Genomic DNA, 24,453 nt, shown 5'->3' on the forward strand with positions numbered 1-24,453 from the left:
CAGGTTCCGAACCAGCGCGTGCACGGGCCTCGCCAGTGGCGCACTCTCCTGCTGACGGGCCGGTCGCCGGACCGGCCCGAGGACCAGTCAGCACAGGAGAGGGGAGTCCCGGGCATGGACGCACTCCGTTTGATCAAGACCTCCCGGCACGCGCTCGCCGAGGCCAGGACGGTGCCGGACCTGCTGTCCGAGGCCTGGCAGACCGCGGCACTCACCGAGGCCGTGGCCGCCTGGCTGAGCGACCATCAGGACGGTGAGGTGGCCGCCGTCGCCCAGCTGCTCGCCGCAGCCGGGGCGCATGCCGCCGACCGACTGGAGGACGCGGTCGACCGACCCGAGCAGTGGGACTGGCCGGCGGCGGGCCGGGCGGCCCGGCTCAGCGAGGTGGGCGAGCCGGAACCGGCTCTGCAGCAGCTGCGCCAGCTGCTCTCCGAATCGGCGCAGGCGCTGATCGCCATCGGCCACACCGCCAAGACCATGGGCGTCTACTGGGTGGCCAACGACGGGTTGGACGCCCATGCCGAGTGCCGGGACCTGGTGGTGGAGTTGCTCCGGATCCTCCGCCGCCGGGCCGGCAGGACGTCGCCGGGGAGTGACTGGCCCGACGGCTGCGGCGAGGACGGCGAGGACGGTTACGACGCCGATCCGGCCGAGCCCGAGCTGCGCCTGGTGGTGGCGCTCAGCCCGCCGCCCGGGCTACCCGAACTGCCCGGGCTACCTGAACGGCCCGGGCAGTCCCCGGGCCGGCAGTCCCCGGTGCGGCAGCCGTCGGTTCACCGGGCCCCGGCACCGCTGGGCGTCTCCGGGACACCGTTGCGGTCCACCGCGCGGGCGCCGGACGCCTCCAGGTCCGAGCCCAGATCGGCCAGGTCCGCGTTGACCGAGGCGAGCAGCTCCTGCATCTGGTCCAACAGGCTCTTGGGGGCGGGTGCGGCAGGCTGCTGCGGGGGTGCGACGGGTGCCTCGTACCTGGGCTCGGACATGAGGGGGACCCTCCAGCTCGGGAGCGCGATGTGCTGCGTTCGGACGGTGGCGCCACTCGTCCAGTGGACGCCACAGGACCCAGACGGCCCCGTCGTCCCAACGACCTCCCGTGCTTCCGGTCACCACCGACCACTCGATGAGGTCCAACCACCGCCACCCCTCAGCCCCCCGAGTCACCCCGCATTTGCCGCCGCCTCGCCCCCTGGGCTACGGACGCCGGGCTACGCACGCCCGGGCACCGCCCCGCGGACGGCAAGGGCCCGGGTCGCGCGGGGAGCGCCACCGGGGCCCGAGGAGCCGCTGTTCGACAGGAGGTCAGTTGTGCGCGTGCAGCTCGGCGTTCAGGCCGCCCCAGGAACCGGAGCGGGCGATCACCTCGACTGCGCCCGACTGCGAGTTGCGGCGGAACAGCAGGTTGTCCTGGCCGGACAGCTCGACCGCCTTGGCGACGGCGCCGTCCGGGGTGGTGACCCGGGTGCCCGCGGTGACGTACAGGCCGGCCTCGACCACGCAGTCGTTCCCCAGCGAGATCCCGATGCCCGCGTTGGCGCCCAGCAGGCAGCGCTCGCCCACCGAGACGACCTGCTTGCCGCCGCCCGACAGGGTGCCCATGATCGAGGCGCCGCCACCGATGTCGCTGTGGTCGCCGACCAGCACACCGGCGCTGATCCGGCCCTCGATCATCGAGGTGCCCAGCGTCCCGGCGTTGAAGTTGACGAAGCCCTCGTGCATCACGGTGGTGCCGACGGCCAGGTGCGCGCCGAGCCGGACCCGGTCCGCGTGCGCGATCCGCACCCCGCTCGGGGCCACGTAGTCGGTCATCCGCGGGAACTTGTCGATCCCGTAGACGGCCAGCTGGCCGCCCTCGGCGCGGACCGCCAGCCGGGCCTGCTCGACCAGCTCCACCGGCACCGGACCGATGCTGGTCCACGCCACGTTCGCCAGCAGGCCGAAGATGCCGTCCAGGCTCAGCCCGTGCGGCTGGACCAGCCGGTGGCTCAGCAGGTGCAGACGCAGGTAGCCGTCGTGGGCGTCCAGCGGCTTCTCGTCCAGCGAGCCGATCGTGGTCCGCACCGCGACGACCTCCACCCCGCGGCGGGCGTCGGTGCGCAGCGCCTTGGCGGCGCCGGCCCCGAGCTCGGCCTCGGCCTGCTCGGCCGACAGCCGCACGGTGCCGGACGGGCCGGCCGCGTCGGTCAGGGCGGGGGCGGGGAACCAGGTGTCGAGAACGGTGCCGTCGGCGGCGATGGTCGCGAGACCGGCGGCGACAGCGCCACGGGCGAGGGAGGAGGTCGTTTCAGTCACATCGAGCACGGTAACCAATTCCGGCTCGACCTGCCGAAACGGCTCAGGGTGCGGACGCCCCGGCGGTTGCCGGCCGTGCTCGCGGTGGCCAAAACCAGGTGCTCAGCGGCCGGCAGAGCCGGGATACTCGCTCGGGTGTTCATCTCGATCTCCACCACAGGAACGGCCGAGCAGCCGGCCACCGACCTGGGCTTCCTGCTGCACAAGCACCCGGCGAAGGCGCAGCGCTTCAGCACCTCGCACGGTGAGGCGCACGTCTTCTACCCGGAGGCGGGCGAGCAGCGCTGCACGGCCGCGCTGCTGCTGGACGTCGACCCGATCGCGCTGGTTCGGCGCGGCCGGGGCCGGGGTCGCGCGGGTTCTCCGACAGCATCGACAGGAGCCGGCGCCCTCTCGCAGTACGTCAACGACCGGCCGTACGCGGCCTCCTCGCTGCTCGCGGTGGCCCTGCGCACGGTCTTCCGGACGGCGATGAAGGGCGTCTGCGAGCAGCGGCCCGGTCTGGCCGAGCAGCCGCGCCCGCTGACGGTCCGGCTGCCCGCCGTGGCGACCGGCGATGGTGAGCAGCGCTCGCCCGAGGAAACGCCGCTGGTCAACCGGCTCTTCGAGCCGCTCGGCTGGCAGGTGAGCAGCACCGCGATCCCGCTGGACGAGACCTTCCCGGCCTGGGGCGACTCGCGCTACCTCAGCCTGGAGCTGACCGGCACACTGCGGCTGGCCGACGCGCTGCAGCAGCTCTACGTGCTGCTCCCGGTGCTGGACGGCGCCAAGCACTACTGGGTGGCGCCGGACGAGGTGGACAAGCTGCTGGACGCGGGGGAGGGCTGGCTGGCCGACCACCCGGACCGGGCCCTGATCATCCGCCGCTACCTGCACCGTCGCTGGTCGCTGGCGAACGAGGCGATGCGCCGGCTGGAGCTGGCCCGCCTCGCCGAGGCCGACGACAGCGAGCCCGAGGAGCTGGACAACGCCGTCACCCCGGAACCCGAGACCGGCGCCGAAACAGCCGCCGACGAGGCCGCTGCCAAGGCAGAGGCCGAACCGGAGGCCGAGCCCAAGCCCCCGTCCCTGGCCCAGCAGCGCCGCGAGGCCATCCTCGCCCTGCTGCGCGAGCACGGCGCCGCCCGGGTGCTGGACCTCGGCTGCGGCCAGGGCGAGCTGGTGGCCGCGCTGCTCAAGGAGAAGCAGGTCATTGAGATCCTGGGGGTCGACGTCTCGGCCAACGCCCTCGCCACGGCCGCGCGCAAGCTCCGGCTGGACCGGCTGTCGGAGCGTCAGGCGAGCCGGGTGCGGCTGGTGCAGGGCGCGCTGACCTACACCGACAGCCGGCTCAAGGGCTATGACGCGGCCGTCCTGTGCGAGGTGATCGAGCACCTGGACCTGCCCAGGCTGCCGGCGTTGGAACACGCGGTGTTCGGCGCCGCCCGCCCGCGCACGGTGATCGTCACCACGCCCAACGCCGAGTACAACGTCCGCTGGGAGACCCTCCCGGCGGGCCACCACCGGCACGCCGACCACCGCTTCGAGTGGGACCGCGCGCAGTTCCGGGCCTGGGCCGAGCGGGTCGCGGGGCTCTACGGGTACGCCGTGGACCTGCGGCCGGTCGGCCCGGACGATCCGGAGGTCGGCTCACCCAGCCAGCTGGCCGTCTTCCACCTGACCACGTCCTCCGAAGGGAGCTCTCGATGACCGACCTCACCCCGACCGACCGGACCCAGGCTCCCCGTAGCCTGCCCGTCACCGATCTCTCCCTGGTCGTCCTGGTCGGCACCAGCGGCGCGGGCAAGTCCTCGTTCGCCCGCAAGCACTTCGCCCCCACCCAGGTGATCTCCTCGGACTTCTGCCGTGGCCTGGTCTCGGACGACGAGAACGACCAGTCCGCCTCCGCCGCGGCCTTCGAGCTGCTGCACTACATCGTCGGCAAGCGGCTGGCGGCCGGCCGGCTCACCGTGGTCGACGCCACCAACGTGCAGCCCGGCGCGCGCAAGCAACTGGTCGCCCTGGCCCGGGCCCATGACGTGCTGCCGATCGCGATCGTGCTGGACGTGCCGCCGAGCGTCTGCGCCGAGCGCAACCGGACCCGCCCCGACCGGGACTTCGGCGCCCATGTGATCCCACGTCAGCACCGCGAGCTGCGCCGCTCGCTGGCCGGCCTGGAGCGCGAGGGCTTCCGCAAGGTCCACCACCTGCGCGGGGTGGCCGAGGTGGACGCCGCCGAGATCGTGCTGGAGAAGCGCTGGAACGACCTGCGCGACCGCACCGGCCCGTTCGACATCATCGGCGACATCCACGGCTGCCGCGCCGAGCTGGAGACCCTGCTCACCCGGCTCGGCTACCAGCTGGTCCGGGACGAGCTGGGCCGCCCGGTGGACGCCGTACCGCCGGCCGACCGCACCGCGGTCTTCGTCGGCGACCTGGTCGACCGCGGCCCGGACACCCCGGGCGTGCTGCGCCTGGTGATGGGCATGGTGGCCGCCGGCCACGCGCTCTGCGTGCCCGGGAACCACGAGAACAAGCTGGGCCGGGCGCTGAGCGGCCGCCAGGTGACGGTCTCGCACGGCCTGCAGGAGTCGCTGGACCAGCTGGCCGCCGAGCCCGCAGAGTTCGTCGCCGAGGTCCGGGCCTTCATCCGCGGCCTGGTCAGCCACTACCTGCTGGACGGCGGCCGGCTGGTGGTCTGCCACGCGGGTCTGCCGGAGAAGTACCAGGGCCGCAACTCCGGCCGGGTCCGCTCGCACGCCCTCTACGGCGACACCACCGGTGAGACCGACGAGTACGGCCTGCCGGTCCGCTACCCGTGGGCCGAGGAGTACCGGGGCAAGGCACTGGTGGTCTACGGCCACACCCCGGTCCCGGTGGCGAGCTTCCTCAACAACACCATCTGCCTGGACACCGGAGCCGTCTTCGGCGGCAGCCTGACCGCGCTGCGCTACCCCGAGCGCGAGCTGGTCGGCATCCCGGCCGAGCAGGAGTGGTACGCCCCCGTCCGTCCCGTGATCACCGACGCGCCGGGCGCCCGCGAGGGCCGTCCGCTGGACCTGGCCGACGTGGCCGGGCGCCGGGTGGTGGAGACCACGCTGCACGGCCGGATCGCGGTCCGGGAGGAGAACGCCGCCGCCGCGCTGGAGGTGATGAGCCGTTTCGCGCTGGACCCGCGGCTGCTCGCCTACCTGCCGCCGACCATGGCCCCCAGCGCCACCTCCCGCCGCGAGGGCTACCTCGAACACCCCGAGGAAGCCTTCTTCGCCTACCGCGCCGACGGTGTGCGCCAGGTGATCTGCGAGGAGAAGCACATGGGCTCGCGGGCCGTGGTGCTGGTCGCCCGGGACTCGGCCGCGCTGGAGCGCCGGTTCGGCCTGGCCGGGCCCGGTGCGATCTGGACCAGGACGGGCCGCGCCTTCCTCGGCGACGAGGAGCTGACCGCCGCCCTGCTCGACCGGGTGAGCGCGGCGGCCGAGGGCGCCGGCCTCTTCACCGAGCTGGCCACCGACTGGCTGCTGCTCGACGCCGAGCTGCTGCCCTGGTCGCTCAAGGCGCTCGACCTGCTGCGCCGGCAGTACGCGGCCGTGGGCGCCGCGGCCCGCACCGCGCTGCCCGAGGTGCTCGCGGCCCTGGAGCAGGCGAGCGGCCGCGGCATCGAGGGCCTGGCCGAGCTGACTGAGCGTCACCGGCGCCGGACGGCCGACGCCGAGGCGTTCACCGCCGCCTACCGGAAGTACTGCTGGCCCACCGAGGGCCTGAACGGCATCCGGCTGGCCCCCTTCCAGCTGCTCGCCGCCGAGGGTGCCAACCTCGCCGTGCGCCCGCACGACGAGCACCTGGCCTGGCTCGACCGGCTGGTCGCGGCCGATCAGGCGGCGCTCACCGGATCGGGCGCGGAGCCGCTGCTGCGGGCCACCGGCCGACTGGTCGTCGACACCGAGGACGAGGAGTCGATCAAGGCCGGCATCGCCTGGTGGGAGGAGCTCACCGCCGACGGCGGCGAGGGCATGGTGGTCAAGCCGCTGGCCTCACTGGTGCGCGGCGCACCGGGGGAGGGGCGCCCGGGCGGGCTGGTCCAGCCGGGTCTGAAGGTCCGCGGCCGGGAGTACCTGCGGATCATCTACGGCCCGGACTACACCGAGCACCTCGGTGTGCTGCGCCAGCGGGCGCTGGGCCACAAGCGCTCGCTCGCGCTGCGCGAGTACGCGCTCGGGATGGAGGCGCTGGACCGGCTGGCCGGCGGTGAGCCGCTCTGGCGGGTGCACGAACCGGTCTTCGCCGTGCTCGCGCTGGAGTCGGAGCCGGTGGACCCGCGGCTCTGAGCCCCAGCGGTCCGGGCAGTGACCCGGGCAGCGGTGCGGTCCGGCCTGTACACGCAGGCCGGACCGCACCGGGCTGGCGACAGATCGGGTTGCAGTCGCCGCCCCCGCCTCCGCCGCCCCCGCCACCGCCGCCCCCGCCACCGGGGCCGGCGCCGGGGTGGCCGTTGGCGGAGCTCACTGATATGAAGCCATGCATATAAATTCTGCATCGCGTATACTATTGCCGTCCCCGCATCCCGTCACCCCAGGAGCCCGGCATGGCCTTCAACCTCCGGAACCGGCACTTCCTCAAGGAGCTCGACTTCTCGGCTCAGGAGTTCCGCTTCCTGATCGACCTCGCCGCGCAGCTCAAGGCCGCCAAGTACGCGGGCACCGAGCAGCCCCGGCTGCGCGGCAAGAACATCGCGTTGATCTTCGAGAAGACCTCCACCCGGACCCGCTGCGCCTTCGAGGTGGCCGCCCACGACCAGGGTGCCGCCACCACGTACCTGGAGCCCTCGGCCTCGCAGATCGGCCACAAGGAGTCGGTGAAGGACACCGCCCGGGTGCTCGGCCGGATGTTCGACGGGATCGAGTACCGAGGGCACGGCCAGGCCGTCGTCGAGGAGCTGGCCGCCCACGCCGGCGTGCCGGTCTTCAACGGGCTGACCGACGAGTGGCACCCGACCCAGATGCTCGCCGACATGCTGACCATCCAGGAGCACAGCAGCAAGCCGCTGACCGAGGTCTCCCTCGCCTACCTGGGCGACGCCCGCTTCAACATGGGCAACTCGCTGCTGATCACCGGCGCGCTGCTCGGCCTGGACATCCGGATCGTGGCGCCCGAGGCGTACTGGCCGGGCAAGGAGGTCCGGGAGTCGGCCGAGCAGCTCGCGGCGGTCAGCGGCGCCCGGATCACCCTCACCGAGGACGTGGCCGAGGGCGTGGCCGGCGTGGACTTCCTCTACACCGACGTCTGGGTCTCGATGGGCGAGCCCAAGGAGGTCTGGGTGGAGCGGATCGAGCAGCTGAAGGCCTATCAGGTCTCCATGGACACGGTCCGGGCCACCGGCAACCCGCAGGTCAAGTTCCTGCACTGCCTGCCGGCCTTCCACGACCTGGGCACCGCCCTGGGTCGGCAGCTCTTCGAGAGCACCGGCATGGCCGAATTGGAATGCACCGACGAGCTCTTCGAGTCGGCGCACTCCATCGTCTTCGACCAGGCGGAGAACCGCCTGCACACCATCAAGGCCGTCCTGGTCGCCACCCTCGGTAGCTGACCGGCTCAGAACGGCACGTTCAGGCACGCCACCCGCTCGCCGGCGGCGTGCTGCCCGGCCGCGCTCCCCGCGTGCAGCACCACCGAGTTCGCCTCGCCCGGCCGGAAGGTCCAGTCGACGTCCGCCACCGCCTCACCGTTCCCGTCCTGGTCCGTGCTCAGCAGCAGGTGCAGCTCGTTGCGCTCGTTGGCGTAGCCGGGGTCGGTGGACGGCTGCACCGGGTCGACCCGGTCCTGGTAGTGCGGTCCCGAAGCGGTCGGCACCGCGTCGCAGGCCCTGGTGTGCACATGGGCGGGGAAGCTGTGTCCGGGAGCCAGGCCGGTGGCCGTCAGCCGCACCCGCGTGTGACCGTCCACCTGGAGGACCACCGCCCGCAGGGTCGACCCGTACGGGACCAGGTCCGGTGCAAAGCTCACCGCGGCCGGCGGCACGAACGCCGAAGCGGGGGCGAACCGTTCGCTCACCACGGTGAAGGGACCGGCCGCCCCGGCCCCGGGCGCGCTCAGCGCGACCAGGGCCAGGGCGGCCGTGAACGAGGAACCGGCGAGCAGGGGAGCACGCATGGCAGGGCCTTTCCGGAGCGGCTGACACTCCCGCCAACTGTCCCGCCCCCGGCCCGCCCCACCTGCCGGGCATGCCGAGCGCGCCGCAGCGTCACCCGTTCGGGAGCCGGATGCGGGGGCGGGTGCGCGCCCGAGAATGCCTGGCGCGCCAGGGGGTGCCCGAGAGCACTCCCAGTCCGCCCATGCACTATGGTTTATCTCGACATCGAGATAACTCGACGCTATGATTTATCTCGACATCAAGATACTTGCCGAGAGGCGATCCCCGGGCTTCCTCGTGTGGTCCACCCAAACCCCACGTACCGCACGAAGCACCTAGAAGGAGTCAGTCGTGTCCGCGAACAGCTTCGACGCCCGCAGCTCGCTGCAGGTGGGCGACGAGTCGTACGAGATCTTCAAGCTCTCCGCCGTCGAGGGTTCCGAGCGGCTGCCGTACAGCCTCAAGGTGCTGCTGGAGAACCTGCTCCGCACGGAGGACGGCGCGAACATCACCGCCGACCACATCCGCGCCCTCGGCAGCTGGGACGAGAACGCCCAGCCGAGCCAGGAGATCCAGTTCACGCCGGCCCGCGTGATCATGCAGGACTTCACCGGCGTGCCGTGCGTGGTCGACCTCGCCACCATGCGTGAGGCCGTCAAGGAGCTGGGCGGCGACCCGGCCAAGATCAACCCGCTGGCCCCGGCCGAGCTGGTCATCGACCACTCCGTCATCGCCGACAAGTTCGGCACCCCGGACGCCTTCGTCCAGAACGTCGAGATCGAGTACGGCCGCAACAAGGAGCGCTACCAGTTCCTGCGTTGGGGCCAGACCGCCTTCGACGAGTTCAAGGTGGTCCCGCCGGGCACCGGCATCGTGCACCAGGTCAACATCGAGCACCTGGCCCGCACCGTGATGGTCCGGGGCGGCCAGGCCTACCCGGACACCTGCGTCGGCACCGACTCGCACACCACCATGGTCAACGGCCTGGGCGTGCTGGGCTGGGGCGTCGGTGGCATCGAGGCCGAGGCGGCCATGCTCGGCCAGCCGGTCTCCATGCTGATCCCGCGGGTGGTCGGCTTCAAGCTCAACGGCCAGCTGCCGGCCGGTGCCACCGCCACCGACCTGGTGCTCACCATCACCGAGATGCTGCGCAAGCACGGTGTGGTCGGCAAGTTCGTCGAGTTCTACGGCGCCGGCGTCACCGCGATCCCGCTGGCCAACCGCGCCACCATCGGCAACATGTCGCCGGAGTTCGGCTCCACCTGCGCGATCTTCCCGATCGACGACGAGACCCTGCACTACCTCCGGCTCACCGGCCGCGACGAGCAGCAGCTCGCCCTGGTCGAGGCGTACGCCAAGGAGCAGGGCCTGTGGCACGACCCGTCGGTCGAGCCGGTCTACTCCGAGTACCTGGAGCTGGACCTGGCCACCGTCGTCCCGTCGATCGCCGGCCCGAAGCGCCCGCAGGACCGCGTGATCCTGGCCGAGTCGGCCGCCAAGTTCGCCGAGGTGCTGCCGTCCTACGCCGCCGAGGCCAGCAAGCCGACCCCGGTCAGCGCGCCTGACGGCACCTCGTACGAGATCGACAACGGCGCGGTCGTGATCGCCTCGATCACCTCCTGCACCAACACCTCCAACCCCTCCGTCATGCTGGGCGCGGCCCTGCTGGCGAAGAAGGCCGTGGAGAAGGGCCTGCACGTCAAGCCCTGGGTCAAGACCACCCTGGCCCCCGGGTCCAAGGTCGTCATGGACTACTACGAGAAGGCCGGCCTGCTCCCGTACATGGAGAAGCTGGGCTTCAACCTGGTCGGCTACGGCTGCGTGACCTGCATCGGCAACTCGGGCCCGCTGCCCGAGGAGGTCTCGGCCGCGGTCAACGAGGCGGACCTCGCCGTGGTGTCGGTGCTCTCCGGCAACCGCAACTTCGAGGGCCGGATCAACCCGGACGTCAAGATGAACTACCTGGCCTCCCCGCCGCTGGTGGTCGCCTACGCCCTGGCCGGCAACATGAAGGTCGACATCACCCGCGACGCCCTGGGTCAGGACGCCGACGGCAACGACGTCTTCCTCGCCGACATCTGGCCGTCGGAGCAGGAGGTGGCCGACGTGGTCGCCAACTCCATCGACCAGGCCATGTTCACCAAGGACTACGCGGACGTCTTCGCCGGCGACCACCGCTGGCAGTCGCTGCCGGTCCCGACCGGCAACACCTTCGAGTGGGACGCCGAGTCCACCTACGTCCGCAAGCCCCCGTACTTCGAGGGCATGGCCAAGACCCCGAGCCCGGTGACCGACATCGCCGGCGCCCGCGTGCTGGCCAAGCTGGGCGACTCGGTCACCACCGACCACATCTCCCCGGCGGGCAACATCAAGGCCGGCACCCCGGCCGCGCAGTACCTGACCGAGCACGGTGTGGAGAAGCGCGACTTCAACTCGTACGGCTCGCGCCGTGGCAACCACGAGGTGATGATCCGCGGCACCTTCGCCAACATCCGCCTGCGCAACCAGATCGCGCCGGGCACCGAGGGCGGCTACACCCGCGACTTCACCCAGGCCGACGCGCCGGTGTCGTTCATCTACGACGCCTCGCAGAACTACCAGGCCGCCGGCATCCCGCTGGTCGTCCTGGCGGGCAAGGAGTACGGCTCCGGTTCGTCCCGTGACTGGGCCGCCAAGGGCACCGCGCTGCTCGGCGTCAAGGCCGTCATCGCCGAGTCCTACGAGCGCATCCACCGCTCGAACCTGATCGGCATGGGCGTCCTCCCGCTGCAGTACCCGGAGGGCCAGAACGCCGACAGCCTGGGCCTGACCGGCGAGGAGACCTTCTCCATCGCCGGCGTGACCGAGCTGAACGAGGGCCGCACCCCGGCCACCGTCAAGGTCAAGGCCGTGGCCGCCGCTGGGAACACTGTCGAGTTCGACGCGGTCGTGCGCATCGACACCCCCGGCGAGGCGGACTACTACCGCAACGGCGGCATCCTGCAGTACGTGCTGCGCAGCCTGATCGGCTGATCAGGGCTTTCAGCCGGCAGACCGCGCTCCTCCTGTGGAGGGGCGCGGTCTGTGCTATTCCGGAGGTATGGAGGCGCGATCCGACACCTGGTCGCTGATCCACGCCGAGCGGCGCGCGCTGCTCGCCGACGTGCAGCAGCTGGCCCCCCAGCAGTGGACGGTGTTCTCGCTCTGTGCGGGACGCACCGTCCGCGACGTCCTGGCGCACATGGCCGCCACCGCCCGGATGACGCCCCGGGACTTCTTCGTGAAGATGGCCAAGGCGCGCTTCAACTTCCAGACCATGACCGACCGCGAGATCCACGAGCTGACCCGCGGCCGCCCGGTCGGCACGGTGGCCGCCTTCGCCGAGCTGGTGGACGCCACCGACCATCCGCCGGGACCGGTGGAGAGCTGGCTCGGCGAGACCGTGGTGCACGCCGAGGACATCCGCCGCCCGCTCGGCATCGCGCACGACTACCCCACCGAGGCGCTGGTCCGCTGCGCCGACTTCTACCGCCTGTCCAACCTGCTGATCGGCGGCAAGAAGCGGGTGGCTGGCCTGTCCCTGCGGGCCACCGACGCCGACTGGTCGGCGGGGGAGGGCCCCGAGGCGGCGGGGCCGATGCTCGAGCTCCTGCTGGCGATCACCGGCCGTCCGGCCGGGTTGGCGGCGCTGACCGGCGAGGGCGTGGAGACCCTCACCGAGCGGATCCCGCACCGCTGACCCCTTGTGCGCGACGACCCTGATGGACTAAACCTCTGTCTCAGCTTGGTCCAGACCATTTGACGCTGTCTCAGAGAGAGCCACAGGTCTCCCGCATGCGCATCCCCCGTCGTACCTCGGCCGTTCTGGCCGCCACCGTGCTGGCCTCGTTGGCCGCCGCGCCGATCGCCCAGGCCGAGCCCCAGGAGCACCACCGCCTGCCGGGCCAGCGGGTCGGCTACTTCACCCAGTGGGGCATCTACAGCGGTTTCTCCGCCAAGAAGGTGCAGACCTCCGGTCAGGCGAGCAGGCTGACCGTGCTCAACTACGCCTTCGGCAACGTCTCCGCCGACGGCACCTGCTTCGAGGCCAACGCGGCCGGCGTCGGCGACGCCTGGGCCGACTTCCAGCGCCCGGTCTCCGCCGAGGAGTCGGTGGACGGCGTGGCCGACACCGCGGCCCAGCCGCTGAAGGGCAACTTCAACCAGCTGCGCAAGCTCAAGGCCGCCAATCCGCAGCTCAAGGCGGTCATCTCGCTCGGCGGCTGGTCCTGGTCCAAGTACTTCTCGGACGCGGCCGCCAATGACGCGTCGCGCAAGAAGTTCGTCTCCTCCTGCATCGAGCTCTACCTCAAGGGCGACCTGCCGCAGCTCGGCGGCGCCGTCGAGGGCGGTGCCGGCGCGGGCGCGGGTGTCTTCGACGGGGTCGACATCGACTGGGAGTACCCGGGCGGTGGCGGTGACGCGGGCAATGTGGTGCGCCCCGAGGACGGCCGGAACTACACCCTGCTGATGCAGGAGTTCCGCCGCCAGCTCGACGCGCTCGGCAGGCAGCAGCACAAGCACCTGCTGCTGACCGACGCGGTGCCCTCCGGCGAGGGCAAGCAGCAGCAGCTGGAGGTCCGCAAGGTCGCCAGGTCGGTGGACTGGATGAACCTGATGACCTATGACTTCCACGGTTCCTGGGAGGCCCAGGGGCCGACCGACCACAATGCCAACCTCTACTCCGACCCGGCCGACGCCGCCCCCGACAACAAGGGCTACAGCGTGGACCGGGTGGTCCAGGACTACCTGGACCGCGGGGTGCCGGCCAGCCGCCTGGTGCTCGGCGTGCCGTTCTACGGCTACGGCTGGACCGGTGTGCCGGCCGGCGCCAAGAGCGGCCTGTACCAGCCGGCGACCGGTCTGGCCCAGGGCGGCAACCTGCCGTACAACCAGATCAAGGACCTGCCGGGCACGGTCGTCTACGACCGCGAGCACGGCGCCAGCTGGAAGTACGACGGCAGCAACTTCTGGAGCTTCGACACCCCGCAGCTGCTCGCCCGCAAGGCCGAGTACGCCCGGTGTAACGGGCTGGCCGGGGTGATGGCCTGGGCGCTGGACAACGACGACGCCCAGGGCAGCCTGGTCAAGGCCCTGGACAAGGGGCTGCGCGAGGACTGAGGCTGAGCCCCGAGAACACCCTGCGCAGCTTCGCACAACCGCTTCCCCGGTTGCGCGAAGCTGCGCATTTCTATGTTCAAACGTGCAGAATCACGCTAATCTGCTCCACGCACAGGCAATGTTCAGCCAGTCGGCAGATATACGCAGGCTTCCTGAGCATTGCACATGCTGCACCGCCGACAACGCTTTGAGTGCTGCGGGCCGTTATCGACGGGGAGACTATTGCCGCCGAATGAACAGTGGACTATACCTTTGCCCATCGACGAGACCCCTTCTGACCGGCACCTTCGCCGCGAGGCACGGTTAAGGCACGGTTGAGGAGCGCTAGTTGACGGGCCGTCAGACCACGTTTTGAGGCCGCACGTCGGTTCACCTCTGCATCACTTGGACACTGAGGGGTTAGGGCACCAGATGGGCTCTGCAACTGAGTACAACCGCCGCGACATCTTCAAGCGCGCGGCCGCTGTCACCGTTCTGGCGGCCGGTAGCGGCTCGCTGCTCGCGGCCTGTGCCGGCGGGACCGGCAGCAGCAGCGACAACAACAGCGCTGCACCGGGCACCGGCGGCAACGCCGCCAACCCGTTCGGGGTCAAGGCGGGCGACCCGCTCGACGTCGTGATCTTCAAGGGCGGCTACGGCGACGACTACGCCAAGTCCTTCGAGGACATGTACAAGAAGACCTACGCCGGGGCCAACATCAGCCACCTGGGCACCCAGGACATCAGCCCCAAGCTGCAGCCGCGCTTCAACGCGGGCAACCCGCCGGACGTCATCGACGACTCGGGCGCCCAGCAGCTGAAGATCGACGTGCTGGCGGGCGCCGACCAGCTCACCGACCTGACCAAGCTGCTCGACGCGCCGTACCTGGACGACCCGTCCAAGAAGATCCGCGACGTGCTGCTGCCGGGCACCATCGAGCAGGGCACCATCGGCGGCAAGATGGTCTCGCTCAACTACGTCTACACCGTCTTCGGCCTCTGGTACTCCGCCAAGCTCTTCAAGGACAAGGGCTGGGCCGTCCCGAAGACCTGGGACGAGTTCATCACGCTCTGCGGCACCATCAAGGCCGCCGGCATCGCGCCCTTCGCGCACCAGGGCAAGTACCCGTACTACGCCAACTACGTGATCCTGGACCTGATCGCCAAGCAGGGCGGCCTGGACCTGGTCAAGAAGATCGATGCCTGCGACGCGACCGCCTGGGACGACCCGGCGGTGCTGGCCGGCGTCACCGCCTTCTACAAGATCATGGACGGCGACTTCCTGCTCCCGGGCACCAACGGCATGACCCACACCGAGTCGCAGACCGCCTGGTGCCAGGGCAAGGCCGCCTTCATCCCCTCCGGCTCCTGGCTGGAGAACGAGATGATCAAGGTCACCCCGGCCGACTTCGACATGGCCTTCCTGCCGATCCCCTCGCTCTCCGGCGACAAGCTGCCCGCCACCGCCGTGCGCGCCGGTGCCGGTGAGCCCTTCATCGTCCCGAGCAAGGCCAAGAACCAGGCCGGCGGCCTCGAGTTCCTGCGGATGATGCTGACCAAGGAGGGCTCCGGCAAGTTCGCCGCGGCCGCCAACTCGCTCACCGTGCTCAAGGACGGCATCGGCGCGGACGTGGTGCTCAAGCCGGGCACCAAGTCCTCCTCGGTGGCGGTCACCGCGGCCGGCAGCAACACCTTCAACTTCTCCTACCCGGACCTGCAGACGGCGTTCGACACCGAGCTGCAGAACGCCACCAACGAGCTGGTCAACAAGCGGATCGGCCCGAAGGACTGGGTGGCCCGCGGCAAGGCCGCCACCTCCAAGAAGGTCTGAGACCCCCTCAGGCCCGACGGAACCATCACCGGACACCGGGGCCCGTGCGCGGGCCCCGGTGCTTCCACGCGGCCCCCAGGATTCAACCCCGCGCAGTTAGAAGCCTGTCTGACGCAGGCTGTGGCGGACAGGAGCAGTTCATGCGTCACCGCAAATACCCCTTCATCGTGGGGTTCCTCATCGTTCCGGTCGTGCTCTACGTGGTACTGGTCATCTGGCCGTACCTGCAGACCTTCGGCTACTCCCTGACCGACTGGTCGGGGGCCTCGCAGAAGATGAACTTCATCGGACTGCGCAACTACGCCAAGCTCTTCGGCGACAACGTCTTCATCTCGGCGGTCGGGCACAACCTGCTGCTGCTCCTGGTGCTGCCGGTGGCGACCATCCTGCTGGCGCTCTTCTTCGCCTTCATGCTCAACGTCGGCGGCCGCAGCGGCACCGGCGGCGTGCAGGGCGTCCGCGGCGCGGCCTTCTACAAGATCATCTTCTTCTTCCCGCAGGTGCTCTCGGTCGCCATCCTCTCGGTGCTCTTCCAGGGCGTGTACCGCACCGACCAGGGCGGTCTGCTCAACGGCATCCTGGTCAAGCTGGGCCTGGAGGACGCCGGCCACCCCTGGCAGTGGCTGGCCGACCCGGACCTCGGCCTCTGGTGCGTGACCGGCGTGCTGATCTGGTCCGGGGTCGGCTTCTACCTGGTGCTCTTCTCGGCAGCCATGCAGTCGGTGCCCAAGGACATCTACGAGGCCGCCCTGCTGGACGGCGCCAAGCGGGCCCAGACCTTCTTCAAGATCACGCTGCCGCTGCTCTGGGAGACCATCCAGACCGCCTGGGTCTACCTGGCGATCGCCGCCATGGACGCCTTCGCACTGGTCTCCACCATGACGCCCGGCGCCTACTACGGCGGTGGTCCCGACCACCACAGCGAGATCATGGCCACCTACCTGATGCGTAACTTCATCACCTTCGGCAAGGCCGGTTACGCCTGCGCCATGGGCGTGGTGATCTTCTTCATCACCCTCATCCTGTCCGTCGTCTCGCTCCGGGTCACCCGGCGCGAGAAGATCGAGTTCTGAGCGGGGCACCCGGCATGAGTACCAAGACTGACGCGACCAGCACGGTCCCGGCCCAGCGCGAGGTCGGCGGCACGCCGCCCCGCAAGCCCGTCAAGGAGCAGCGCTTCGCCGACGGCGGGGGCATCCTCAACGTCTTCTCGCACGGCTTCCTCGCCCTCTGGGCGCTGATGATCGTGGGCCCGCTGATCTGGATCGTCCTCGGCTCGTTCAAGACCAACGCGCAGATCGGCGGCAGCGCCTGGGCCTGGCCCTCGCACTGGCACTTCGACGCCTTCTCCCGCGCCTGGAGCAAGGGCATCGGCAGCTTCTTCGCCAACACCGTGATCGTGCTGGCGGGTTCGCTGACCCTGACGATGCTGCTCGGCGCGATGGCGGCCTACGTGCTGGCCCGCTACGAGTTCCGCGGCAACCGGGTCATCTACTACTTCTTCGTGGCCGGCGCGATGTTCCCGGTCTACCTGGCCCTGGTGCCGCTCTTCTTCATGGTGAAGAACCTCGGACAGGTGCTGCCCTGGCTCGGCCTCAACCAGTACGCGGGCCTGATCCTGGTGTACACGGCCTACTCGCTGCCGTTCACCGTCTTCTTCCTGTACTCCTTCTTCCGCTCGCTGCCGACCGCCGTGCACGAGGCGGCGATGATCGACGGCTGCTCGCACACCCGGGCCTTCTTCCAGGTCATGGTGCCGATGGCGAAGTCCGGGCTGATCAGCGTGCTGATCTTCAACGTGCTCGGCCAGTGGAACCAGTACCTGCTGCCGGTCACCCTGATGCAGCAGCAGAGCGGCACCGACCCGGACCGCTCGATGCTCGCCCAGGGCCTGATGAACCTGGCCGTGCAGAGCGGTTACGCGAGCGACTTCCCCGGCCTGTTCGCCGGTATGACGATCGCCATGCTGCCGGTGCTGGTGGTGTACCTCTCCTTCCAGAAGCAGGTCCAGGCCGGTCTCACCTCGGCCACCCTCAAGTAGCGCCCGCGCGCCGGACTCAGCACCCACCAGGCCCCACGCACGGCAACGGCCCCTCCTCCTGCCCCCACGGGAGGAGGGGCCGTTCACCGCTTCTCGCCTCAGCCCCGGTCGGCCGCCTGCGCGCGCAGCGCCCGGGCCAGCTCGTCACGGCACTCGATCACCAGTCGGCGCAGCGCCGGCGCCGCCTGCTGGTGCCCCGTCAGCCAGGCGTCGGTGGCCGCCAGCGTGGCCTCGTCGGTCTGCAGCCGGGGGAAGAAGCCGCCGACGAAGCGGATCGCGATCTCGATGCTGCGCTCGGCCCAGATGCTCTCCAGCAGCTCGAAGTACCGCTCGGTGTACGGCGCGGTGAGTTCGCGCTGGCCGGCCTGGGCGAAGCCCGAGGTCTGCGCGCTGACCATCGCGTTCGGCAGCTGGTCGGAGTCGGCCACCGCCGACCAGGCGGCCGCCTTGGCCTCGGCGGACGGCCGGGCGGCCATCGCCTGGGTGGCCTTCTGGCTGCCGCTCGCGGTGTTGTCCCGCTTCAGCTCGGCGCCCACCTGCGCGACGGTGGCCCGGCCCGCGGCGGCCAGCGTGATCCACAGCGACCAGCGCAGGTCCTGGTCCACCTCCAGACCGTCGATCCTGGCGGTGCCCGCCAGCAGGCCCTCCAGCAGCTGGAAGTCCGCCTCGCTCTCGGCGGTGGCGGCTAGGAAACGCGCCCAGGCGAGCTGGTGGTCGCTGCCGGGGGCGGCGGCGCGCAGCTCGCGCAGCGCGCACTCGGCCAGCAGTCGCCCGCCCTCGGCGCGGTAGCCGGGGTCGACGAAGAGGTCGAGGGCGCCCTTGGCCTGGCTGTGCAACGACTGCAGCACGCCGATGTCCGACTCCCGACCGGCGAACCGCAGCACCAGGGCCAGGTAGTCGCGGGCCGGCATCAGGCCGTCCCGGGTCAGGTTCCAGCAGGCCGACCAGGCGAGCGCCCGGGCCAACGGCTCCTCGATGTCGCCGAGCGAGGTGCGCAGCGTCTCCAGTGAGTCGGCGTCGAACCTGATCTTGCAGTACGTCAGGTCGTCGTCGTTGACCAGCACCAGCGCCGGGCGCGGCTGGCCCACCAGCTCCGGGACCACGGTGCGGGCGCCGGTCACGTCCAACTCGATCCGGGCGCTGCGCAGCAGGCTGCCGTTGGCCTCGCGCTCGTAGAGGCCGACCGCGATCCGGTGCGGGCGCAGGCCACGCGGCGGAGCCGCGGAATCGTCAGGTGTGCCGTCCTGCAGCACCGCCAGCTCGGTGATCCGCCCGTCCGCGTCCACGGTCAGCTGCGGGGTGAGCGAGTTGACGCCCGCCGTCTGCAGCCAGGCCTGCGACCACTCGGCCATCGCCTGCTCGCCGCGACCCGAGGTGACGGCCAGCACCTCCAACAGGTCGCCCAGCGCGGTGTTGCCGAACGCGTGCTGCTGGAAGTAGCGGCGGGCGCCCTCGAAGAAGGCGTCCCGGCCCGCGTACGCGACCAGCTGCTTGAGCACCGAGGCGCCCTTGGCGTAGGTGATCCCGTCGAAGTTGAGCTTGGCGTCCTCGACATCGCGGATGTCCGCGGTGATCGGGTGGGTGGTCGGGTACTGGTCCTGCCGGTAGGCCCAGGCCTTCCGCTGGTTGGCGAAAGTCACCCAGGAGGCCTGGTACTTGGTGGCCTCCTGCTGGGCGAAGTGGCCCATGAAGTCGGCGAAGGACTCCTTCAGCCACAGGTCGTCCCACCACTTCATGGTGACCAGGTCGCCGAACCACATGTGCGCCATCTCGTGCAGGATGACATTGGCCCGCGCCTCGTAGGAGGCCTCGGTGACCTTCGAGCGGAAGACGTACTCCTCGCGGAAGGTCACGCAGCCCGGGTTCTCCATCGCGCCGATGTTGTACTCCGGCACGAAGCACTGGTCGTACTTGCCGAACGGGTACGGGTAGTCGAACTCCTGGTGGAAGAAGTCCAGGCCCTGCTTGGTGACGGTGAAGATCTCGTCGGCGTCGAAGTACGGTGCCAGCGACCTGCGGCAGGTCGCCGCGAGCGGGATCTCCAAGGTGCTGCCGTCCGGCAGTTCACGGCTCCAGTGGTCGCGCACCACGTGGTAGGGCCCGGCCACCACGGCGGTCAGGTAGGTGGAGATCGGCTTGGTCTCCAGGAAGCGCCAGGTCCTGGAGCCGCCGTCCTCGCTGACGGTCTCCTCGGCGGCGTTGGCGTACACGTCCCAGGCGGCGGGGGCGGTCACGGTGAACCGGTAGGGCGCCTTGAGGTCCGGCTGCTCGAAGTTGGCGAACACCCGGCGGGCCTCGGCCGGCTCGTAGTGGGTGTAGAGGTAGGTCTCGCCGTCCGCCGGGTCGGTGAAGCGGTGCAGGCCCTCGCCGGTCCGGCTGTAGGCGCAGTCCGCATCCACCACCAGCACGTTCTCGGCAGCCAGCCCCTCCAGGGCCACCCGGGCCCCGTCGTAGACCGCCGCCGGATCCAGCTGCCGCCCGTTCAGGGTGACGGCCCGCACCCTGGGCGCCAGCAGATCGGCGAAGCTCGCCGCCCCCGGCGTCGCGCAGCGGAAGCGGATCGTGGTGGTGGAACGGAAGGTGGCGGCGGCAGCGTCCGGAGCGCTCGTCACGTCGAGATGAATCTCGTACCCGTCCACACTGAGAATGCCGGCACGCTGCTGTGCTTCGTCCCGGCTGAGGTTCTTGCCCGGCACTGCGGTACTCCTTTGTCCGGCTCGCACGGTGCTGTGCAGGTCATGGGGCAGGTCTTGCCCCGTCCCGCATCCTTTCACGCACGTGTTGCAGGACGCTGGCGCCAGTAGCCGACCGCGCTCAGTGCCGCCACCAGCACGCCGGCGGCGTAGAGCTGCTCGCGGTCGCCCGCGGTGGTGGTCATCAGGCCCAGGATTGCGACCACTGCGGCGATCGCCAGCCAGGTCAGGTAGGGGAAGCCCCACATCCGGACCGTGAGCAGTTCGGGGGCCTCGTGCTCCAGGCGGCGGCGCATCCTCAACTGGGCTGCGCCGATGAAGAGCCAGACGACCAGGATGGCGACGCCGGTGGTGTTCATCAGCCAGGTGAAGACGGTGTCCGGCCACCAGTAGCCGGCCAGGACGGCGGCGAAGCCGAAGGCGCAGGAGGCCAGCACCGCCGGGCGCGGTACCCCGCCGCTGACCTTCGCGAGCGCCTTGGGGCCCTGGCCGCGAGCGACGAGCGAGAAGGCCATCCGGGAGGAGCCGTAGATGTTGGCGTTCATCGCGCTGAGCAGGGCGATCAGCACCACGGCCTTCATGACCACGGCCGCGCCCGGGACGTGCAGGAGCTGAAGGACCGTCACGTAGGGGCCGAGTTTGACCACGTCCGGGCTGTTCCACGGGACCAGGGTGACGACGAGGGCCATCGAACCGATGTAGAAGACGGCGATCCGCCAGACGGCGGTGCGCACGGCGTTGGCCACGTTGCGGCGCGGGTCGTCGGACTCGGCTGCCGCGATGGTCACCGTCTCCAGGCCGCCGTAGGCGAAGACCGAGGCGAGCAGGCCGGTGACCAGACCGCCGGTGCCGTTGGGCAGGAAGCCGCCGTGGCCGGTGAGGTTGGCGGTGCCCGGCGCGCTGCCGCCCAACACCCCGCAGACGCCCAGTACGCCGAGCACCAGGAAGGCCACGATGGCGGTGATCTTGATGGCGGCGAACCAGAACTCGAACTCGCCGAAGTTCTTCACCGCCGTCAGGTTGCCGGCGCAGAAGAAGGCCATGAACACCCCGACCCACGCCCAGCCCGGCACCCCGGGGAGCCAGGAGTTCATGATCGCCCCGGCCGCCGTGGCCTCCGCCGCGACCCCGCAGCAGAGCATCACCCAGTACATCCACCCGGCCGTCAGCCCCGCCCAGGGCCCGATCTCCCGCTCGGCATGCACGGAGAAGGAGCCGGAGGCCGGATGCGCCGCTGACATCTCGCCGAGCATCCGCATGATCAGCATGACGAGGAGCCCGGAGGCGGTGAAGGCCAGGATGATGGCCGGCCCGGCCGCCGCGATGCCCGCGCCCGACCCGACGAACAGGCCGGCGCCGATCACGCCGCCGAGCGCGATCATCGACAGGTGACGCTGCTTCAGGCCGTGGCTGAGCTGCGGACCTCCCGGGGGAGCGGGGGCGGGAGCGGTCCTGGTGGTGGTGGGCATCGTGGGCATCGGGGGCATCCAGACGTTCGCAGAGCGGACAACCCGATCCACTATCCGGGACACCCCGAGGCGCTCCCAGTGCGGTTCACGATCTGGACCGTCCGATCACGTTGGGTAATCGGATCGATGCTCCTGGCTGGAAATCGAAGAGTGAACCCCACAAGCCAAGGTGGGGAGCTTTGTCGCTCTTTGGATCGAAACTCAAGTGGCGAGGAGTTAAGTTCACAAACGATCACTGACTGTTCGGCACCGAGCCTCCTGGAGATCTTCGATGGCCCTCGCCACCCCGCTGCCGCCCCGCACCGTCCTCGCCGACCTGCTGCCCGCCGCCGACAGCCGGCTCGGTGCCGCCCTGCGCGAGCTGGCCCTGGTCGGGGGTGGCGCGGCGCTGACGGGTCTGGCCGCGCAGTTCTCCGTCCCGGTCCCCGGTTCGCCGGTCCCGGTCACCGGCCAGACCTTTGCCGCGCTGCTGGTCGGCACCGCGCTCGGCGCCCGGCGCGGGGCGGCCTCGCTCGCCCTCTACCTGCTGGCCGGCGCGGCCGGTCTGCCGTGGTTCGCCCAGGCCGGCTCCGGCTGGGGGCTGCCCACCCTCGGGTACGTCCTCGGTTTCGTGCTCGCCGCCGCGCTCACCGGCCTGCTGGCCCGCCGGGGCGCCGACCGCACCGCGCTGCGCACCGCCGCCGCCATGGTGCTCGGCAATCTGGCGATCTACGCGGTCGGCGTGCCGTACCTGGCGGCCTCGCTGCACGTCCCGCTGGCCAAGGCGGCCGATCTCGGGTTCTACCCGTACCTGTTCGGCGACGCCGTGAAGCTGGTCCTCGCCATGGGGGCACTGCCCCTGGCCTGGAAGCTGATCGGCGACCGGACCTGACGCATTGTGGGGCCTTCGCGGGTGCCGGGCCGGGCGCATGCCACACTCGTGCCCATGCGCGTTTACCTGGGTTCCGACCACGCCGGATACGAACTGAAGAACCACCTTGTCGAGTGGCTGACCAAGGCCGGCCACGAGCCGATCGACTGCGGCCCGCACATCTACGACGCCGAGGACGACTACCCGCCGTTCTGCCTGCGGGCGGCCGAGCGGACCGCCGCCGACCCCGAGGCGCTGGGCATCGTGATCGGTGGCTCGGGCAACGGCGAGCAGATCGCCGCCAACAAGGTCAAGGGCGTGCGCGCGGCGCTGGCCTGGAGCGAGCAGACCGCCGCGCTGGGCCGTGAGCACAACAACGCCAATGTGATCAGCATCGGCGGCCGGATGCACACCGAGGCCGAGGCGACCAAGTTCGTCGAGATCTTCCTCGCCACCCCGTACAGCAACGAGGCCCGGCACACCCGCCGGATCGAGATGCTGGAGGCCTACGAGGCGACCGGCGAGCTGCCCCCGATCCCCGCCCACCACCCCCAGCAGGGCTGACCGGCGCGAAGCTGGGCGAAGACGCGAAACCGGGCAGGGCCCTGGCCGGCCGCACGGGTCGTCAGAATCCGTGCGGCAACCAGGGCGCCACGTCCCAGCCGAAGGCGCGCGAGGCCTCGGCCAGGGCGCCCGGCCGCAGTTCGCGGACCAGGCCGGCCCCGGCGAGCGAGGACAGCTCGGTGCCGCCGAGGTAGGCCGCGCCCAGCTCCCGCACCGACAGCGCGAGATCGGCCGGCGCCTCGGTCGGCTCGCAGGCCGCGCCCTTGTCGGGGCCGGTGCTGTGCAGGTGCCAGCGCCCGCTGTTCCACGGGCAGAACTCGTCCGTCACCTCGAGCACCACGTCGACCGGAGCCGCGTACCGCCGCGAGCGCAGCGCGTCGCCGACCTCCACCAGCCGTACGTAGAGCGCGTCGACCAGCTTCGGCTGCAGTCGGCGCGGGTCCGAGACCAGGTGCTGGAGTGGGTCGTCGAGCGGCAGGCTCGGGGCCAGCACCGTCTCGGTCAGGTCGAGGTCGAGCAGGAAGCCCCAGAGCGCGGCGCGGGCCCCGGGGTCGGCGGCGGTCACCTCGCGGACCAGGACCTCGCTCGCCGCGTTCGCCTCCTGCCACCGGTCGGCCATCGTGTAGCGGGCGTAGCCGAGCAGCGAGCCGTCCGCACGGTCCTCGGCCAGCACGCACTGCAGCGGGCCGTGGCCGTTGCGCTCGCTCGGCGGGTCGAGCACCGGCAGCCGCTCCCAGCCGGGCCGGCGGGCCAGCATCCCCGGGCGCAGCGGGACCTGCTGCGCGTAGAGCCGCTCGCAGTCCGCCAGCGCGCCCGCCGGGTCGACCAGACGCAGCCGGATCCGGCCGTCTTCGTCATCGGGGCTCAGCACCCGCACCCGGGCCCGGGCGATCTGGACGCGCAGCCGCCAGGTGCCCAGGCCGTAGCCGTACCGGCCGTAGATCGCCGGCTCGGAGGCGGTCAGCACCGCCAGTGACTCGCCGCGTTCGTGGATCTCGTCCAGCTGATGGCGCATCAACGCCTTCAGCACCCCGCGCCGACGGTGGGTGGGCAGCACTCCGACCATGGTCACCCCTGCGGTGGGCAGCACCGCACCGCCGGGTACCGCCATCCGGAACGAGAACGCACTGGCCGAGCCGACCGGCAGCTCGCCGTCCCAGACGCCCAGCGAGCGGTCCAGTTCGGTCAGGGCTCGCCACATGGCCCGTCGCTCGGCGGACTCCACCGAGCCGAAGGCCGTCTCCAGCGCGTCGTACCAGGCGTCCCACTCCTCGGCCGCGAGCGACCTCAGGGACAGCACCTCGTGGGCATCGGCAGGGTGTGTCATATGCCACAGCTATCATCCGTGCGCGCCGACCGCGAGGCTTTTGTCCCGCGGCGCGCCCCGGCCCGCACCTCCGAGCACCGGCGCGGGCCCCTTACCTGCACCTCAACTAGCCCCAGTCGGAGGGCCGGTGAGCCCGGCGTGCGCCCCGGCGGTCCGGCCGGAACCG

Annotated in this window: 17 protein-coding genes and 1 pseudogene; 12 read left to right on the top strand and 6 right to left on the bottom strand. The window is 70.9% G+C overall.

All coding sequences use genetic code 11. The annotated features are described in order from the left end of the window. Nucleotides 1-114 precede the first annotated feature (114 nt). A pseudogene (locus BR98_RS42665) lies at nucleotides 115-543 on the top strand (DUF6099 family protein); the annotation flags it as partial. Nucleotides 544-773: 230 nt separating this feature from the next. On the opposite strand, the gene BR98_RS28625 reads toward BR98_RS42665, so the two are convergent. Beyond that, a complete protein-coding gene (locus tag BR98_RS28625) occupies nucleotides 774-983 on the bottom strand; it encodes a hypothetical protein (RefSeq protein WP_035849145.1) in 210 nt (69 codons plus the stop codon). A 316-nt stretch (nucleotides 984-1,299) separates the two neighbouring features. Beyond that, nucleotides 1,300-2,289, bottom strand: a complete 990-nt coding sequence (gene dapD / locus BR98_RS28630) for a 2,3,4,5-tetrahydropyridine-2,6-dicarboxylate N-succinyltransferase (protein ID WP_035854213.1) — start codon at nucleotides 2,287-2,289, stop codon at nucleotides 1,300-1,302. A 135-nt stretch (nucleotides 2,290-2,424) separates the two neighbouring features. On the opposite strand from dapD, the gene BR98_RS28635 reads away from it, so the two are divergent. The 3 genes from BR98_RS28635 to argF all read left to right on the top strand — a co-directional run bounded on the left by BR98_RS28635 (nucleotide 2,425) and on the right by argF (nucleotide 7,852). Continuing rightward, nucleotides 2,425-3,978 (top strand): 3' terminal RNA ribose 2'-O-methyltransferase Hen1, encoded by a 1,554-nt coding sequence (locus BR98_RS28635; protein WP_035849147.1) that lies wholly within the window; start codon nucleotides 2,425-2,427, stop codon nucleotides 3,976-3,978. Further along, nucleotides 3,975-6,593 carry a polynucleotide kinase-phosphatase gene (locus tag BR98_RS28640; protein WP_035849149.1) on the top strand — a complete coding sequence of 873 codons (2,619 nt, stop codon included), beginning with the start codon at nucleotides 3,975-3,977 and terminating at the stop codon, nucleotides 6,591-6,593. The genes BR98_RS28635 and BR98_RS28640 overlap by 4 nt, the downstream gene beginning before the upstream one ends. Nucleotides 6,594-6,850: 257 nt before the next feature. Beyond that, complete coding sequence (gene argF, locus BR98_RS28645) at nucleotides 6,851-7,852, top strand: ornithine carbamoyltransferase (protein WP_035849151.1); 1,002 nt, start codon at nucleotides 6,851-6,853, stop codon at nucleotides 7,850-7,852. A 5-nt stretch (nucleotides 7,853-7,857) separates the two neighbouring features. On the opposite strand, the gene BR98_RS28650 is transcribed toward argF, so the two are convergent. Continuing rightward, complete coding sequence (locus tag BR98_RS28650; RefSeq protein WP_035849153.1) at nucleotides 7,858-8,415, bottom strand: superoxide dismutase family protein; 558 nt, start codon at nucleotides 8,413-8,415, stop codon at nucleotides 7,858-7,860. A 331-nt stretch (nucleotides 8,416-8,746) separates the two neighbouring features. On the opposite strand from BR98_RS28650, the gene acnA reads away from it, so the two are divergent. The 6 genes from acnA (at nucleotide 8,747) to BR98_RS28680 (ending at nucleotide 17,384) form a co-directional block, all read left to right on the top strand. Continuing rightward, entirely contained in the window at nucleotides 8,747-11,407 is a 2,661-nt protein-coding gene (gene acnA / locus BR98_RS28655; RefSeq protein WP_035849155.1) for an aconitate hydratase AcnA, read from the top strand. A 67-nt stretch (nucleotides 11,408-11,474) separates the two neighbouring features. Further along, nucleotides 11,475-12,113: a maleylpyruvate isomerase family mycothiol-dependent enzyme gene (locus BR98_RS28660; RefSeq protein WP_035849158.1), complete on the top strand. Its 639-nt coding sequence runs from the start codon at nucleotides 11,475-11,477 to the stop codon at nucleotides 12,111-12,113. A 95-nt stretch (nucleotides 12,114-12,208) separates the two neighbouring features. Beyond that, complete coding sequence (locus tag BR98_RS28665) at nucleotides 12,209-13,534, top strand: glycoside hydrolase family 18 protein (protein ID WP_051970296.1); 1,326 nt, start codon at nucleotides 12,209-12,211, stop codon at nucleotides 13,532-13,534. A 411-nt stretch (nucleotides 13,535-13,945) separates the two neighbouring features. Then, nucleotides 13,946-15,343, top strand: coding sequence for an N-acetylglucosamine/diacetylchitobiose ABC transporter substrate-binding protein (ngcE, locus tag BR98_RS28670; protein WP_035849160.1), 1,398 nt, complete (start codon nucleotides 13,946-13,948; stop codon nucleotides 15,341-15,343). Nucleotides 15,344-15,483: 140 nt separating this feature from the next. Beyond that, on the top strand, nucleotides 15,484-16,416 hold the full coding sequence (locus BR98_RS28675) for a carbohydrate ABC transporter permease (protein WP_035849163.1): 933 nt from the start codon (nucleotides 15,484-15,486) through the stop codon (nucleotides 16,414-16,416). A 14-nt stretch (nucleotides 16,417-16,430) separates the two neighbouring features. Continuing rightward, nucleotides 16,431-17,384, top strand: a complete 954-nt coding sequence (locus BR98_RS28680) for a carbohydrate ABC transporter permease (RefSeq protein ID WP_035849166.1) — start codon at nucleotides 16,431-16,433, stop codon at nucleotides 17,382-17,384. A 98-nt stretch (nucleotides 17,385-17,482) separates the two neighbouring features. On the opposite strand, the gene pepN is transcribed toward BR98_RS28680, so the two are convergent. Next, nucleotides 17,483-20,080: an aminopeptidase N gene (gene pepN / locus BR98_RS28685; RefSeq protein WP_035849169.1), complete on the bottom strand. Its 2,598-nt coding sequence runs from the start codon at nucleotides 20,078-20,080 to the stop codon at nucleotides 17,483-17,485. 74 nt (nucleotides 20,081-20,154) lie between these two features. Then, nucleotides 20,155-21,546, bottom strand: a complete 1,392-nt coding sequence (locus tag BR98_RS28690) for an amino acid permease (protein WP_035854215.1) — start codon at nucleotides 21,544-21,546, stop codon at nucleotides 20,155-20,157. A gap of 271 nt (nucleotides 21,547-21,817) precedes the next feature. On the opposite strand from BR98_RS28690, the gene BR98_RS28695 reads away from it, so the two are divergent. After that, nucleotides 21,818-22,417 carry a biotin transporter BioY gene (locus tag BR98_RS28695; RefSeq protein WP_035849171.1) on the top strand — a complete coding sequence of 200 codons (600 nt, stop codon included), beginning with the start codon at nucleotides 21,818-21,820 and terminating at the stop codon, nucleotides 22,415-22,417. A gap of 54 nt (nucleotides 22,418-22,471) precedes the next feature. Beyond that, the gene (locus BR98_RS28700; RefSeq protein ID WP_035849175.1) at nucleotides 22,472-22,960 is read left to right on the top strand and encodes a ribose-5-phosphate isomerase; all 489 of its coding nucleotides are present in this window, start codon (nucleotides 22,472-22,474) and stop codon (nucleotides 22,958-22,960) included. Nucleotides 22,961-23,021: 61 nt separating this feature from the next. Here the strand turns inward: BR98_RS28700 and BR98_RS28705 are convergent, their stop codons facing one another. Next, a complete protein-coding gene (locus BR98_RS28705; protein WP_232247655.1) occupies nucleotides 23,022-24,260 on the bottom strand; it encodes a GNAT family N-acetyltransferase in 1,239 nt (412 codons plus the stop codon). Between the last annotated feature and the right edge of the window lie 193 nt (nucleotides 24,261-24,453).

Source organism: Kitasatospora azatica KCTC 9699, assembly GCF_000744785.1.
Taxonomy (GTDB): domain Bacteria; phylum Actinomycetota; class Actinomycetes; order Streptomycetales; family Streptomycetaceae; genus Kitasatospora; species Kitasatospora azatica.

Bases quoted from the DNA above. Each gene is read 5' to 3' on its own strand.
- BR98_RS28625 (WP_035849145.1), bottom strand. From the start codon at position 983: ATGTCCGAGCCCAGGTACGAGGCACCCGTCGCACCCCCGCAGCAGCCT.
- BR98_RS28640 (WP_035849149.1), top strand. From the start codon at position 3,975: ATGACCGACCTCACCCCGACCGACCGGACCCAGGCTCCCCGTAGCCTG.
- argF (WP_035849151.1), top strand. From the start codon at position 6,851: ATGGCCTTCAACCTCCGGAACCGGCACTTCCTCAAGGAGCTCGACTTC.
- BR98_RS28650 (WP_035849153.1), bottom strand. From the start codon at position 8,415: ATGCGTGCTCCCCTGCTCGCCGGTTCCTCGTTCACGGCCGCCCTGGCC.
- BR98_RS28660 (WP_035849158.1), top strand. From the start codon at position 11,475: ATGGAGGCGCGATCCGACACCTGGTCGCTGATCCACGCCGAGCGGCGC.
- BR98_RS28665 (WP_051970296.1), top strand. From the start codon at position 12,209: ATGCGCATCCCCCGTCGTACCTCGGCCGTTCTGGCCGCCACCGTGCTG.
- ngcE (WP_035849160.1), top strand. From the start codon at position 13,946: ATGGGCTCTGCAACTGAGTACAACCGCCGCGACATCTTCAAGCGCGCG.
- BR98_RS28675 (WP_035849163.1), top strand. From the start codon at position 15,484: ATGCGTCACCGCAAATACCCCTTCATCGTGGGGTTCCTCATCGTTCCG.
- BR98_RS28680 (WP_035849166.1), top strand. From the start codon at position 16,431: ATGAGTACCAAGACTGACGCGACCAGCACGGTCCCGGCCCAGCGCGAG.
- BR98_RS28690 (WP_035854215.1), bottom strand. From the start codon at position 21,546: ATGCCCACCACCACCAGGACCGCTCCCGCCCCCGCTCCCCCGGGAGGT.
- BR98_RS28695 (WP_035849171.1), top strand. From the start codon at position 21,818: ATGGCCCTCGCCACCCCGCTGCCGCCCCGCACCGTCCTCGCCGACCTG.
- BR98_RS28700 (WP_035849175.1), top strand. From the start codon at position 22,472: ATGCGCGTTTACCTGGGTTCCGACCACGCCGGATACGAACTGAAGAAC.